The organism is Moorena sp. SIO4G3 (assembly GCF_010692305.1).
GTDB lineage: Bacteria > Cyanobacteriota > Cyanobacteriia > Cyanobacteriales > Coleofasciculaceae > Moorena > Moorena producens_A.
Genome location: NZ_JAAHIG010000033.1, coordinates 1 through 14724 on the forward strand (window position 1 = coordinate 1; position 14724 = coordinate 14724).

14 protein-coding genes and 1 pseudogene are annotated in these 14724 nt (G+C 43.8%); 7 read left to right on the forward strand and 8 right to left on the reverse strand.

What is annotated here, in order from left to right:
* Positions 1-54: 54 nt before the first annotated feature.
* Entirely contained in the window at positions 55-189 is a 135-nt protein-coding gene (locus tag F6J99_RS08455; protein ID WP_293112551.1) for a hypothetical protein, read from the reverse strand.
* A gap of 173 nt (positions 190-362) precedes the next feature.
* On the opposite strand from F6J99_RS08455, the gene F6J99_RS08460 reads away from it, so the two are divergent.
* From F6J99_RS08460 to F6J99_RS08475, 4 genes are all read left to right on the forward strand, one after another.
* Positions 363-1676, forward strand: coding sequence for a homoserine dehydrogenase (locus F6J99_RS08460; protein ID WP_293112552.1), 1314 nt, complete (start codon positions 363-365; stop codon positions 1674-1676).
* An 87-nt stretch (positions 1677-1763) separates the two neighbouring features.
* Complete coding sequence (locus tag F6J99_RS08465; RefSeq protein ID WP_293112553.1) at positions 1764-2360, forward strand: IS607 family transposase; 597 nt, start codon at positions 1764-1766, stop codon at positions 2358-2360.
* Between the two features lie 13 nt (positions 2361-2373).
* Entirely contained in the window at positions 2374-3441 is a 1068-nt protein-coding gene (locus F6J99_RS08470; RefSeq protein WP_365972917.1) for a transposase, read from the forward strand.
* A 204-nt stretch (positions 3442-3645) separates the two neighbouring features.
* Positions 3646-4755: a M23 family metallopeptidase gene (locus F6J99_RS08475; RefSeq protein ID WP_293112554.1), complete on the forward strand. Its 1110-nt coding sequence runs from the start codon at positions 3646-3648 to the stop codon at positions 4753-4755.
* An 89-nt stretch (positions 4756-4844) separates the two neighbouring features.
* On the opposite strand, the gene F6J99_RS08480 is transcribed toward F6J99_RS08475, so the two are convergent.
* From F6J99_RS08480 to F6J99_RS08515, 7 genes and pseudogenes are all read right to left on the reverse strand, one after another.
* Complete coding sequence (locus F6J99_RS08480) at positions 4845-5243, reverse strand: hypothetical protein (protein WP_293112555.1); 399 nt, start codon at positions 5241-5243, stop codon at positions 4845-4847.
* On the reverse strand, positions 5138-5524 hold the full coding sequence (locus F6J99_RS08485; protein ID WP_293112556.1) for an FAD-binding protein: 387 nt from the start codon (positions 5522-5524) through the stop codon (positions 5138-5140). The genes F6J99_RS08480 and F6J99_RS08485 overlap by 106 nt, the downstream gene beginning before the upstream one ends.
* The gene (locus tag F6J99_RS08490; protein WP_293112557.1) at positions 5514-5663 is read right to left on the reverse strand and encodes a hypothetical protein; all 150 of its coding nucleotides are present in this window, start codon (positions 5661-5663) and stop codon (positions 5514-5516) included. Before F6J99_RS08490 ends, F6J99_RS08485 begins: the two co-directional genes overlap by 11 nt.
* A gap of 289 nt (positions 5664-5952) precedes the next feature.
* A complete protein-coding gene (locus tag F6J99_RS08495; protein ID WP_365972891.1) occupies positions 5953-6201 on the reverse strand; it encodes an FAD-binding protein in 249 nt (82 codons plus the stop codon).
* A gap of 317 nt (positions 6202-6518) precedes the next feature.
* Positions 6519-8234 (reverse strand): methyltransferase domain-containing protein, encoded by a 1716-nt coding sequence (locus F6J99_RS08500; protein ID WP_293112558.1) that lies wholly within the window; start codon positions 8232-8234, stop codon positions 6519-6521.
* Between the two features lie 101 nt (positions 8235-8335).
* Positions 8336-9336 (reverse strand): annotated as a pseudogene (gene nadA, locus F6J99_RS45490) (quinolinate synthase NadA).
* A gap of 322 nt (positions 9337-9658) precedes the next feature.
* Complete coding sequence (locus F6J99_RS08515; protein ID WP_365972919.1) at positions 9659-9961, reverse strand: pyridoxal-phosphate dependent enzyme; 303 nt, start codon at positions 9959-9961, stop codon at positions 9659-9661.
* 526 nt (positions 9962-10487) lie between these two features.
* Between F6J99_RS08515 and F6J99_RS08520 the strand changes: the two genes are divergently transcribed.
* The 3 genes from F6J99_RS08520 (at position 10488) to F6J99_RS08530 (ending at position 14574) form a co-directional block, all read left to right on the forward strand.
* Entirely contained in the window at positions 10488-12557 is a 2070-nt protein-coding gene (locus tag F6J99_RS08520; RefSeq protein WP_293112560.1) for an adenylate/guanylate cyclase domain-containing protein, read from the forward strand.
* A gap of 223 nt (positions 12558-12780) precedes the next feature.
* Positions 12781-14274, forward strand: coding sequence for a cyclic nucleotide-binding domain-containing protein (locus F6J99_RS08525; RefSeq protein WP_293112561.1), 1494 nt, complete (start codon positions 12781-12783; stop codon positions 14272-14274).
* A 117-nt stretch (positions 14275-14391) separates the two neighbouring features.
* A complete protein-coding gene (locus tag F6J99_RS08530) occupies positions 14392-14574 on the forward strand; it encodes a hypothetical protein (protein ID WP_149031100.1) in 183 nt (60 codons plus the stop codon).
* Positions 14575-14724 lie beyond the last annotated feature (150 nt).

Genomic DNA, 14724 nt, shown 5'->3' on the forward strand with positions numbered 1-14724 from the left:
AGTACTCTCAGCCAGTACAGCTGAAAAAGATAAGACTCAGAAGAAGCTGATTGATCACCAGTTGCCAGTGCTAGAGTGCTTTTGAAGGTTGTTAGGTTGTTCGCGTAGCGTGGCCTTTTGGCCAAGGTTAGTAGACTGTTCGCGTAGCGTGGCCAAACGCGCCCCGCGTGGCCAATAGGCCAAGGCCAAGGTTGGCAGGTGGCAGGTTAGTAGGTTAAAGGTTAGTAGGTTAAAGGTTGGCAGGTGGCAGCTGGGCAGGTTGAAGGTTGCACCGAAAAGTAGGCTAGAAAAGAAAAAGATTCGCGATCTGCACCCTTATGCGATCGCTAGTTTGGCAAGCATATAGATTCAGGATAAATACTGTGGTTTTTAAGATTGCTTTATTAGGATTAGGGACCGTTGGTACAGGAACAGCAAAGATTTTACTCGACACAGCTGGACGTAACCCACTACTGCAAGGGATAGAAATTGCCAAGGTAGGAGTGCGATCGCTTGATAAGCCCAGAGAAGTGCAACTACCACTGGAGTTGATGACAACCGACCTAGAAGAAATTGTCACCAACCCAGAGATAGATATTGTAGTAGAGCTACTGGGAGGATTAGAACCAGCGCGATCGCTTATGCTCAAGGCGATTGCCGAAGGTAAACATATTGTCACTGCCAATAAAGCCGTTATTTCCCGCTATGGGGATGAAATTTTTGCGGCGGCGGAAGAGGCTGGAGTCTACGTCATGTTAGAAGCAGCAGTTGGGGGGGGTATCCCAGTAATTCAACCCCTAAAACAGGCATTGGGAGTGAACCGTATTCACAGTATTACTGGGATTGTTAACGGTACTACCAATTACATCCTGACCCGGATGCAACGGGAAGGGGGAGAATTTGGCGATATTCTGGCTGATGCCCAAAGCTTGGGATATGCTGAGGCTGACCCCACTGCTGATGTGGATGGATTAGATGCCGCTGACAAGATTGCCATTTTAGCTTCTATTGCTTTTGCAGGACGGATTAAGTTATCTGATGTCCACTGTGAAGGGATTCGTCAGGTCAGTGCAGCAGATATTGGTTATGCTGAGAAACTCGGGTTTGTAATTAAACTCTTAGCTGTAGCCAAGCGAGACCCCATGGCAACTGGGGATAACCCAAAGTCTGAAACTATTCAGCTGAGGGTACATCCTACCCTTGTTGCCAAAACTCACCCCCTTGCCAGTATCAATGATGTTTACAACGGGATTTTGGTAGAAGGCGAACCCATTGGACAAGTGATTTTCTCTGGTCCTGGTGCAGGTTCTGGTCCGACAGCCAGTGCGGTGGTGTCGGATATCTTGAACATTGCTGCTGTTCTCAAAACCAATCGGGAAGCCAAGCAACTACATCCTCTACTTAGTTGTGCTCATCAGCACTATTGTACTGTTGCTCCTATTTCAGACCTGGTCACCCGCTTTTATGCACGGTTCCTTAGTCAAGACCATCCTGGTGTAATTGGGCATTTAGGCACCACTTTTGGCAAACATCATGTCAGTTTAGAATCTGTGGTGCAAATTGGTTTCCAAGGAAACTTAGCAGAAATTGTGGTCGTCACTCATGATGTGCGTGAAGGGAACTTCCGACAGGCTCTAGATGAAATTCAGACTCTAGAGGCAGTCGATAGTATTCCTAGTATTTTAAGAGTGCTCTAAAGGTTGAATAGTTGAAGGCTTGTAGCAGTTAACAAAAATATCCTTATACCTTCCACAATCTACCAGAATGTGTGTTAGATTAAAAACATGGCACTCATTCCACTCCGTAAGGCGGTCGAACTTACGGGACTCTCCAAAAACACCCTAAGGAAATATGCGGACGATGGGACGATCAAATGCGAAAAAACGCCGGGAGGAACAAGATTGTTCGATGTCGAAAGCTTGCTCACTTTCGGAAGAAGTTCAGCTAGCACTCGATCGGGTCAGTCTACGATTTGTTACTGCCGAGTCAGCTCCACCAAACAAAGAGACGACCTTGCTCGCCAAGTCGCCTATATGCACTCCCTGTTTCCGCAAGCCGAAATCATCTTTGACATCGGCTCAGGACTCAACTACAAAAGAAAAGGGCTTAGAGCCATATTGGAACGAGTTGTGCGCTCAGATCAGCTCACAATTGTTGTTGCCTGTAGAGACAGACTTACCCGATTCGGGTTTGAACTCATTGAGTACTTGGTCGGCATCAACGGTGGAAAAATCCTGGTTCTCGATCAACCTGAAAATTGTCCAGAATCAGAACTTACCGCAGATCTTCTCTCCATCATTAACGTCTTCTCCTGTCGGGTTCACGGACTCAGAAAATACGGTAAAAAAATCAAAGAAGATTCATCTGTTCCTAAACCCTGATCAGCGTACGCTAATCCGTAAGTGGTTTGGAGTGTCCCGGTATGTGTTCAACAAAACTATCAAAATACTTCAAGATGGCGAGGTTAAAGCTAATTGGAAAGCTATTAAAACCGACATCTTGAACAGTCTCCCCGAGTGGTGCAAGGAAGTCCCTTATCAGATTAAATCGATAGCGATAAAGGATGCTTGTACCTCTGTTCGGGAGGCAAAGAAAAAGTATAAAAAATCCTATAAGATTCAAAGGGTAAAGTTTAGATCTCGTAAAAAACCAATCCAGTCTTGTTATATCCCAAAATCAGCAGTTTCCGAAGCAGGAATATATTACACAAAACTGGGGGAGTTAGGTTTTGCCGAAAACCTTCCAAAGAATATCTGCGATAGCCGACTAATTAGTAATAACGGGGACTACTATCTGGTTGTCCCCTATAAAGAGACTACCAAGAAAGCCGAGAACCAAGGTAGAGTAGTTGCTTTAGACCCTGGGGTTAGAACTTTTATCACTTTCTTTAGCGAGACATCTGTAGGGAAGATGGGGAACGGAGACTTTTCTCGCATTCAACGCCTGTGCCAACACCTAGATAATTTGCTGTCTAAAATAAGCTTCGCTTGTGGTGGACAAAAACGCAGGATGAGGAAAGCTGCTCGTCGGATGACAATCAAAATTCAGAATCTAGTAAACGAACTTCATCGTAAGACTGCTAGGCTCTTAGTTGACAACTTCGACGTCATACTACTTCCTACCTTCGAGAGTTCTCAGATTTCAAAGAAAGGAAGCAGAAAAATCAGATCTAAGACTGTCCGAAATCTGCTGAATTTTGCTCACTATCGTTTCAAGGAATTCTTAAAGCATAAAGCTCAGGAGACTGGAAAGGTAGTAGTGGATGTCTGTGAAGCTTACACTAGCAAGACTGTTAGTTGGACAGGCGAATTGATCAAGATTGGCGGAAGTCGCATTATTAGATCAAAAGTTGATGGTCGGTCTATGGATCGAGACATTAACGGCGCTCGTGGGATATTCCTGAGGGCTTTGGTAGATACACCCTGGCTGAGAAATCAGCTTGCATTGGCGAGCCAAAATTGACTTTCTGGGAGATTCTGGTAGCTAAAAAGTATCGGTTTAATAGTTGAAGGTTTACTCTTTTAGAGGGTTGAGGGAAGTCCTTGGCCAAAAGGCCACGCTACGCGAACGGGGAAAGTTCAAACCATAGTAGCCATTCCCGAAGGTTAGGTTGTTTGCTTGAAGTCTAAAATTTGAAACCGTTTACCTCTGGCCTAGTCTTGACCTATGACTCAATCGTTAACAATGAATGTAGTGCGCTGGCTCCCAATTGTTTCTACAATTTTTTTGCTAGTGACCCCAACTGTTGCTACTTCAAACTTGGGAACAACGGATTCCTATTCTGGTTCTTTATCTGTAGATGATAGTTGGCGATGGACTTCGTCCCGCTTTCAGCGAACGCAAAGCCAGTTAAATTTCACAAATTCCACACTTCAACCAGCCAACCTGCAACCTTGGCCAAAAGGCCACGCTACGCGAACAACCCTGACAGTACAAACAGTACAACAGCCACAAAACACAGTAACTCAAAACACAACTATAGAGGATATCTGTCCACCGCCAGTGCTCTCCCGCTTAACTCGCCACCAAGTGGCTGCAGGTGAAACTGTCGAGAGTATTGCCAACCAATATAACCTTGAGAAGGCTACACTACTTAGATTTAATAGAGCCTTAAACCGACAGTCAATGCCAGTGGGGCAAGAGATTCTGATTCCCCCATTCAACGGTATCTTGGTGAATGTGCCATTGAATGCCACTTGGCAAGACTTAGCAGACGCCTACGGTGTCCGTGCTGCCGTTTTATTTGAGTTAAATGGTTGTAAAAAACCCTCTAAGCAAGCCTTTATCCCAGGGTTGAATTCCCTTGGCATAGGTATTCCCACAGCAACGAGGGAAACTCCGACTGTAGATAGCTACACTGGATTGACTAATTATCCCTTACCAACTTTGGCACGGATAGGACTGGATTACGGCTGGCGGCAAGATACTGGTGAGGATGAAAAGAAGTTTCACGCTGGTGTGGATTTAGTGGCACAGGAAGGTACTCAGGTTTTTGCCAGTGATAGCGGTATCGTTGCCTATGCTGGACCACAAGACACTTATGGTAATTTGGTCGTGATTAATCATGAGGGAGGACGCCAAACCCGCTATGCTCACTTAAACCGTACTACTGTCAGTCCAGGTCAGCAGATTAATGTTGGACAGTTATTGGGGACAGTGGGTACTACAGGAAATCCTGACATTGACCAACCCCATCTACATTTTGAGGTTCGTTTGAATTCCCCTGGGGGTTGGGCAGCACAAGATCCAAAATTGCATTTGAAAATTACTCCGTAGTGACCTGTCCCCGGGTAAGCATTCAGCTGATAGCTGAATGCTGATAGCTGAATGCTGAGATTTTTTGGCTCATCTCTTTCGAACTCAGTTTAAGTGGTAATCTTGCCGGACTTATGCCAAAAATCTCCCTGAATTAGGGTATGGAATAGCCAATCATCAGAGGTTTGAGGATAATCGCTCCGGTAATGTCCGCCTCGACTTTCAGTGCGCCAAGCCGCACTTTTCAAAATTAAATAACCAACATCGGTCAAATTGAGAGTTTCTGCAGCTAGCCTCAGGTGCTGCTCAGCTCGATCAGAGTGTAATTGCACTGTTTGGTTGGGTGTCGCCTTCAGTAAGTATCCCATAATATTCAAATCAGTGAGTTGAGAACGCCAACTATTTAGTTGTGCGATCGCATCTTCAAGTATTCCTTGAGAGCGAGAAATCCCAGCACTTTGCCACATGAGTTTAGGGACATTTTGTCTGATTGAGTTAACCGTCTCCATCTCATTATTCCAATCCTGTTCTGCCTTACTGGCAGAGAGTGATATCCCATATCATCACCACCATTAACCTTGGAGTTAACTGTTAGCTGGGACAATTGAGCAGCAAAAACAATACATTCTAGTAGTGAGTTACTAGCTAAACGATTAGCACCATGAACTCCTTTACTGGCAGTCTCACCGATAGCATATAGCCCATCGATGGAGGTACAACACTCCAAATTCGTCGCAACTCCCATCTCTAGAAGGGACTTGATCGCACCAGGAGCATTATCAGGTGACATACTCCCACACGCTCATCGTTCGCGTAGCGTGGCCTTTGGCCAAGATTACAGTGTGGGCTTCTTGCCAACTCCACCCAACGGTATCGGCTTTCGCCGACGCTGCGCGAACGGATACGTAGGCTTGCTTTATTAACGACACGGTCAGAAGTTACCGCAAGAAGAGTGGAGCCTTTATGGTTAGCAGGCTATGCATAAAAGGGTTAAAACTTTATGATTAAGGCTCCACTCTTCTAAGGTTTCCTCTCCGGGATGCCCCGACCCACGCCTTACAATACAATAAGTTCTATTTTTTAGGAACGTAGTTGGCTGACAAACCAGCATTTAAGGCCTTTGGCCACGCTTCGCGAACGGCTTTGTTTATCAGTACATATATTATAGCAATTTTATAATACCCTGTGCAAAATTCATCCCACACCTAATGCGTAGCATTAGGTGTGGGATGAATTTTGCCGGACAGCTAAAAGTTTGACTGCTTCTGGTTCGCAAAGACCTGCCCCAGCTTTGAGGGTGTCTTCCCAATGGGACAATGGAGTATCTGACGGATCGATCGCCGCAGCAATGCCTCGTGCCCAGTTACTTGCTCCGGTTTTCAGGGCATCTTTGGTAATTAAGCCCACTTGTAAGTAGGAAGGCAAAGATAAAGCAGCATAGAGCCCTGCTGCCTGGTTGACTGACAAAAGTTTGCGAGCGAAGCCCTAAGACTCTCTATAGACAAAGGTTCTAGGGCTTACAGGAAATGCACTTATGCATTGATCGTTTTGGGCTTCAGATTTTCAGCTTGATCATTTGCCTTCAAACCTTGCAACTATTAGGCTTCGCCGGGTTCGCTCGGAGAATGCTGAAACCCTTATTGAGCAGTCGATCTGAAATGTTTTGTCAGTCAACCAGCCCTGCTGCACCAGAGCCAATAATTAGAACATCAAACTGGGAGGGAATATTTGGCAATTCTGAGGAATTACAGAGAGAAATTTGAGAGTCTTGCATAGTTTTGCCCTTATACAATTGTGCCAAAACAAGATTCTTTTAAGCAAACTCCTTTGCTCACTTCTTGGTCATCTATTGTTAGAATGGCTTCCCTGTATTCCAAGCTGAGGTTACTTTCCATCGTGGATGTTCGATTTCGCAGAATGCTTGACCAAGTTGCAAAGGCTCTATCGAAGATCAAGTCATACATTCTGTTTTGAATGCTGGCATGAGCACTTGTTTGGCGATGATAAGACTTTTCCCCGCGCAACAATATTTGCTTTTCTGTTTGGGAAGTATCCAGTTCGGAAGTATTTAGTTTAGAAGTATTCAGGAAATTGAAATGATTGTTTCTTTCTTGACCAAATGTGGCATCAGCACTCCAAATAATCCCATAATTAGGGAAGAGTGCATAAACAAAATGGTAGCCCCAAAACCTCGGATAATTTCCCTCATAAATTTTGCAATATCCTTGCCCTTTTTTAGTACCATTATCTGTATGAACAATGCATTCAAGTTGTGGCTGATGGATAACATCGCGCTGATTTTCTTCACCAGGAACACCCCAGGTGAATTGGGTCGTTACTTCAAATTGCACTTCCAGATTGGCTTCTGGCAAACAAATTATTCCAGTTTGATCGTTTTTTTGGATAGAGATATGATCAGCTGAGCTTCTTTGTTCCGAGGTATTAATCAGTTCCCTAGAATTGCCCTCGATGTCACTCCACCAGGCGGAGTAATGCTCAAGGGTTTTGGTTTTAAAATGTCTAAGAGCAAGGAGAGAACCGTCTTCGAGAAAGAAATGGTATTGCTCATTATAAACAGAGGTTAAAGGGTCGAAATAGGTGTCTGGTACTTGGTATATCTTTGGAGCACAAGGTTTCTTAGCAGTGATCAATGCTCCACCAACGCTACCCCCTTTAAGCATATCCCGACCAATTCGATACAATCGACTGCGGTGTTCAAAAATGTCTTCACCGAAGAGTTTGATTGATTCTTCTTTGGACTCGATGAATTTCTGATAGCGTTCTTTTATACAACGTTGCCATCCGGTTGTTAAATCAATGAAACAAATTTCAGTAAACCCTGCACGCTCGAAGTGCTGTCGGTAGGTTTCACGGGTTGGCACGTAAGAAGATTTAAATACTTCTTTTAAAGTGGTTTTGACTTCCGGTGTCAGGGTGCAATTGGCAACGTAATCCTCAACGTAGATACTACCATTTTCTTTCAAAGCTCGAAAACAAATTTCAAGGACTTTGTCACGCTCTTCAATGTGTAATAAGGATAGAAATGAAATGATGTTGTCAAATGAATTGGGTAACAGGGCATCGATGATTTCGGAACTGAGAACATTGCCAGTAAGGTATTGGATGCGCTGATCGAGTCCCATCCGTTGGGTAAGCTCTTGGGCAATTTCACTAAAATCCTGTCTTAATTCCACACATTGGAGGTGACATCCCGTTTTATAGCTAATATATCGAGCTGGCCCACCCACACCACTTCCTATATCCAAAACGTGAGAGTTGGGATTGAGCGATAAATAATTGATGGCGCGATCGCAAGCTTGACTACCAAAGTAGTGATATTGATCCAGATGACCCAAATCTAGCAAATCTTGAATTTCTAAAGCTCCGGTAGCTTTTCCTTTTTGCTTAAGGGCTTGACGAATACTATAAATGCGCCAATCGTAAAGTAAAGCTGCGTCTTTTGAGGAAGAAGATTGATTCTCCCATCGCGGTAATGTCATGATTACTTTAAGGTAAGAACATATCTAATTTGAGTCATGCTTAGATCGGAGGATGTTTGAAAATCAATCCTTAACAGACTTTTTCAAACATCCTCTAAGATTTAGACACTGGACAACATCTGTTTAGCAGCTGAAATCTGCGCTGACATCTCTAACATCCGTTGCATGGGCTTGAGTGCAGCAACCCGAATGTCTTCTGGTAAAGTAATTTCCGGTGCCCGATTTTTCATTGCCAAATATAATTTTTCCAAAGTATTCAACCGCATGTGAGGGCATTCATTACATGCACAGGTCGTTGCTGGTGCGGCAATAAAATGCTTGTGGGGCATATGCTTTTCCATTTGATACAGAATACCGGGTTCAGTAGCAACGATAAATTTCTCCGCAGCACTTCCCTGGCTATACTCAAACAAAGCTCTCGTTGAACCAATGTAATCCGCATGGCGTAACACTGGAGCTTCACATTCGGGATGAGCAATAAATTCTGCTTGAGGATGTTCAATTTTAAGTTGTACGATCTTCTTTTACGAAAAAATTTAATCATACAACTCCCATCCCAAAGTACTAAATCCCTTCCTGTTTGTTCGCTAACATAGCGACCAAGGTTTTTATCAGGAGCGAAAATAATCGGCTGATCTTTTGGGATTTGATTAACAATATCTACCGCATTAGAGCTGGTGCAAATAATATCACTCATTGCTTTAACCGCAGCAGAGCAATTAACGTAACACACTACTAAATGATCAGGATGGGCAGCTTTGAAAGCAGCAAACTCTTCGGGAGGACAGCCATCAGCCATAGAGCAACCCGCATCTAAATCCGGTAATAATACTAACTTGTTAGGGTTAAGGATTTTGGCAGTTTCTGCCATGAAATGGACTCCAGCAAAGACGATCACATCAGCATCTGTAGTAGCAGCCTGGCGAGATAAGGTTAAAGAGTCACCCAAATAGTCAGCAATATCTTGAATATCAGGCTCTTGATAGTAGTGAACTAAAATAACTGCATTTAGCTCCTTTTTGAGCTCTTCAATAGCTGCGAATAAGTCATCTGGTAGAGAACTCAAGTGGGTGTTTGTTTTTGTTGATTCTGTGACAAACATAGTGAGGTTTCCTTATGGATTGAGGTATTCTTAGGGATGCAGAAAGGGGTTAATGGTGGGTTCAAACTCTATAAGAGTAGACTATTTAGTGTTTAATAGCAAGAGATTAAATTTTAACTTTTTGTTAATTAAAAAAAAGGGGTGAAAGTCAAGAAACTTAAGATAAAACTGAGCATGGTTATTGCCTGATCAGACATATTATTTGTAATACGATCCGCAAACTCGTCTTATCTTCACTAAATTTAAAAAGCCTATTGGCAATATATTATTTGAGCGAGGTAGCGGTTATATTTGCTTGCATAACCCAGTCGGATTGATCCTACTAGCTTTCAATATGGTGCAAACCATTTACGCTTAGAAACTCTTTATTGTAAATTTTAGATAGGTATTTCATTCCGCTATCACAGAGAACAGTAACTACGACGTGTTTCTGATCTGAACGATTCGCAATAAATTGAGCAGCAAAAACGTTGAGACCACTACTGCCACCAACAAGCAAGCCTTCATCGTTAACCAGTTGATGGCAAGTAGAAATAGCTTGTTGATCTGAAATCTTCAGAACCTCATCAATCACAGAAAAATCCAGGCATTTTGTAGGTGCCGATTTTCCCGCCCCCTCAATAATTCAAGATTGACCAGGATCTAAATCGAAACTTAAATCATTTTTAACATAGCTATAGTATTGGTGCTTGCCGCGAACTTTTTCTCAACTGAAGTTCCCCCGTACAAATGAACTAAAGCATTCCTTCCCTGTAGGGAGCCTTATTAACGCACCCTACATGATTAGCGCGTTTAGGAGCCAGTTTTGCGCAAGTCTTGTTGAGGTTATGGTTAATTGTCGCCATGGTAGGGGGTGTAACCCCCCATAGTTAATGTCCCTTCATAGCTTAATATCTAGCCAAGATTCCAACTGCGTACATTCTGAGAGTTTTTTTATCAAACTCTTTACCTACTCCTGAGCAGGAAGAAAGTAGATCAGATTCCATAGTCTCTCAGGTGTGGAGTGAGGCAATTGAGGATCACACAAGGTAACAGGCATTATCATTCACAATTCGGGATCAGGGAGGCTGTTCATGGGATTGCTCAACAATTTGAGTATCAGGTCAAAACTTATATTTATGTTGCTGGCTCTGAGCACTTGCTCGCTGTTCGTGACTGCTTATATCGGTTATCGGAGTGGTAAGTCTCATCTGAGCAAAACAGTATCAAACCAGTTAACCAGTCTACGAGCTTCCAAAGCAGATCAAATCGAATCATACTTTGAAGATATTCGCTATCAGACCCAGACCCTAAGTGAAAACTTAATGGTGGTCGAGGCCATGGAGGAATTTAAAACAGCCTACAACCAACTGCAACGATCTAGGACACCAAATGATACACCAACTGATTTAGACGACACCCTCAAGGAATACTACCGTAAAGAATTTCTGACCAAACTAGCGGAAACTAGCGACGGCAAGCCTGTATTAGAATCCTACTTACCAGAAACCTCTGCAGCTCGTTACCTCCAGTACTATTACATCGCTACTAACCCCAACCCAGCTGGGGAGAAACATCTCCTAGATGATCCAGAAGACAAGAGTGAGTACAGTAGTATTCACACCCGCTACCATCCAATTTTTCGCAACATTGTTGAAAAGTTTGGTTACCAGGATATGTTGCTGATCGATCCTCAAACCGGTGAGATTGTCTACTCAGTTTTTAAAGAAACAGACTTTGGCACCAGTCTCACCAGTGGACCATACAGTGATAGTAACTTGGCATTCGCCTTAGGCGACCTCCGAAAAGCCAAGGGAAAGGATTATGTGCAGATCTTTGATTTTGATTCCTACCGTCCTTCTTTTGGAGCCCCAGTAGCATTTATTGCTGCTCCGATCTATGACGGCTCCAAATTTATAGGTGTTTTGGCATTCCAGCTTCCGGTTAATCAGATTAACAATGTCATGACAGGTTACCGTAAATGGAAGAGTAATGGTCTTGGGGATACAGGAGAGATCTATCTAGTCGGAGACGATTATCTGATGCGATCAGTTTCCCGTTTCCTGATTGAAGACCCGACAGCTTATAGTAAAGCCTTGCGAGAACAGGGTGTAAAGGAACAGATCCTTAAACGAATCGAGCAGTTTGGTACATCAATTCTACAACAGCCAGTCAAGACAGAAGCTGTAAAAGCAGCCTTAGCTGGGCAAGAAGGTACCCAAATTATCAATGATTATCGGGGTGTTGAAGTTTTGAGTTCCTACGCTCCCTTAAACATCGATGGATTGGAGTGGGTTATCCTCTCCGAGATGGATCTTGCCGAAGCCTATGCCCCAGTTTACGCCTTTCAAAAGAGAGTTTTGGTTTCAGCTGCCTTGATCATACTGCTGATCACCCTACTCGCTATGGGGCTGGCCCATCTGTTTGTGCAACCAGTTAGAGCTTTAATTGCTAGTGCCCGAAAAGTCAGGGATGGACAAGTTGATGCGGTGGTGAATATAAACTCGGAAGACGAATTTGGGGAGTTAGCTGAGTCATTTAATCAAATGGTTGGCAGCTTACGCACTCAAACTAAACTAGTCGAGCAGAAAAATCGCGAAAATGAAAAGTTACTCACAAGTGTATTTCCCGACTCCGTAGCAAAACGTCTCAAACGGGGAGAGACAAACATTGCTGAGAGTGTTTCTAATGTTACGGTTTTGTTCTGCGACATTGCTGGATTCGGCCAGCTTTCTAGGTCAATGGATACCCATGAAGTTATTGCAATTCTTAATGATCTAGTAAGTCTTTTCGATCAAGCCACCGCCAAATACGGGATAGAGAAGATTAAAACCATTGGTGACAATTACATGGCAGTCTGTGGATTATCAATCTTACATCTAGACCATCAAAAAAGGGCGTTAGATTTTGGCTTAGAAATACTAGCATTGACCCACCGATTCAGTCATGAACGAGGATTTGACCTAGACCTTGAAATCGGTATCCATTCCGGAGATATTGTTGCTGGTATTGTAGGTCGAGAAAAAGTTGTCTACGACGTTTGGGGCGATACAGTCAATGTTGCCAATAAGCTGATGATTGACTGCCCACGGGGAGCTATATTAGTGTCTCAAAATGTCTACAACAGTCTCCATGATATTTACGACTTTGAGCAGGCTGATGACATCACACCTAATGGAAAAGGTCAACAGAAAGCTTGGTTGTTAAAAACTGCACAAGAATTAGTAGCTTCAACAGTGTAGACATGGGCTTTGCCAAGTATTGCCCAATTATTAAAGACCCAAGGGTAATGGGGAATTGGTAACTGAACAAACTATACTTGATTACATTATTTTAAGATTACCATAATACCCTAAATTCTGAACCCCCACGCGAGCATTATCTCGTGGGGTATGAAAACTTTTTCAGAGGGTTAACCCTCTTGTTCAAGGGATAGTAAAAGAACGGGACAAGGAGATTGTTTTGATGAGCAAAGTAATATGGCAAAACGATTGGTTTATCTGGGCAATAGCCTTAGGGATAGGGTTCCCGATCCTAGTAATTATTCTGACAGAAATTACTCATCGTCTACAAAGACGCGGTCAGCCTCTAGCAGCTACGCTCCGCCTAGTGCGTAACCGTGTCTTACCCGTCTTAGTATTCCTGCTATTTATCCAGAATGTGCTTGAATTAGACCTGGACAACAATCTTGTCAAGCTTGTCGAGACCCTGGTCTGGATATTTGTTATAGACGCCTCTCTGTCTCTAATCAATTCGGTGTTGTTTGAAGCCGCTGGAAAAAATACATGGCGAGCACGGATCCCAAAACTACTCCTAGATTTGTCAAGATTTTTTTTGGTAGCCCTTGGTGGTGCCATTGTGCTATCGAGAGTGTGGGGAGCCGACCTCGCTGGTCTGGCTACTGCCTTGGGTGTGGGTTCTATTGTGATCGGCTTGGCCCTTCAGGACTCTCTGGGCAGCGTCTTTTCTGGCGTTGCCCTACTGTTTGCTCGTCCCTTTGAAGTCGGTGATTGGTTGCAGATTGGAGACAAAGTTGGTCAGGTCATTGATATGAATTGGCGAGCTGTTCGCCTGGTAACCCGGGACGGTGACATGATTATTATTCCCCATCGGGTACTTGGAGGAGAAATAGTCCTCAATTACAGCAAACCGAAACGGATTCATGTAGAAACGTTTAGGATTGACTTCGACAGTGATGATCCACCCAACCTAATTAAGCAAGTACTAAAAGAAACAGCACTCGCCACAGAAGGGATATTGAGTGATCCTTCCCCAGAGATCCGCACCATGGAATATAACGACTATCGGGGTAACTATGAGGTCAAGTTTTCTATCGAAGACTATAAGGATGCGCCCAGAATCCGTGAACAGTTGATGACCCGTATCTGGTATGCAGCCCAGCGCAACAATCTTGGACCAACCATTCCGATCTATAGACTCCGTAAACTCGATAGTGACCCATCCGAAGCAGATAGCACTTTGACAAAGTTTACCGAGAGCCTGAAGTCAATACCTGTCTTTGTCCCTGTAGCTAAACAGCAAAAGAACTTGGAGAATCTATCGAAAGGAGCACTCCTACAAAATTTCGGTGTGGGAGAAACCGTGATTCGTCAAGGGGATCCTGGTCATGCTCTGTACATTATTATTGCTGGGAAAGCTGTACTCACCCTCAAAAATAGTGATGGTGAACAACAGGAGGTGATGACTCTGTCCAGTGGTGAGTTTTTTGGCGAAATGGCACTGTTTAGCGGCAAACCAAGCTCAGTATCCGTTACCGTTGTGGAAGATTTGCAAACTATTGCGCTTTATTCAGATCTGGTTAATCAGATGATAGAAAGTACACCAAGTCTCGCCCGTGAAATCGGTCAAATTATCGAAGCACGACGCAAAGCAATAGATGAGGTGAAACAAGTCAATCTTGCATCCAGCAATGGAGCAGAGTTATCAACTCAAGCTTAAGTTGACTATCAATCCCTCATGATGCGATTGGCCTTGGCCAAAAGGCCATGCTAGGCGAATGGCCACGCTACGCGATTGACCGTAGGTCATGCGGGGCGCGTTCGCAACTATAATGCAATGCCATTAATGCAATGGGATTGGCCTTGGCTTTTGGGCCACGCTACGCGATTGACCGTAGGTCACGCGGGGCGCGATCGCATCAGCAATAGAGGGGGAATGGACTACCCAGAAGGTGGAGCCAATGGTAGTGTAATCGGGGCAGCATCAGTGGGATCCCAGTCTATGTTGCTGATTGCATAAATCAAGTTTATCTGGAGTTTAGCGCTAAAAATGCTTACCCATAAAGCATTTCAGTAATAATCGGTAATCGGTAAAAAGATAATTGGTAATTGTGATTACTGCTGAGCCATTACTGCTGAGCCATTACCGATTACCTAGTTACCCATTACC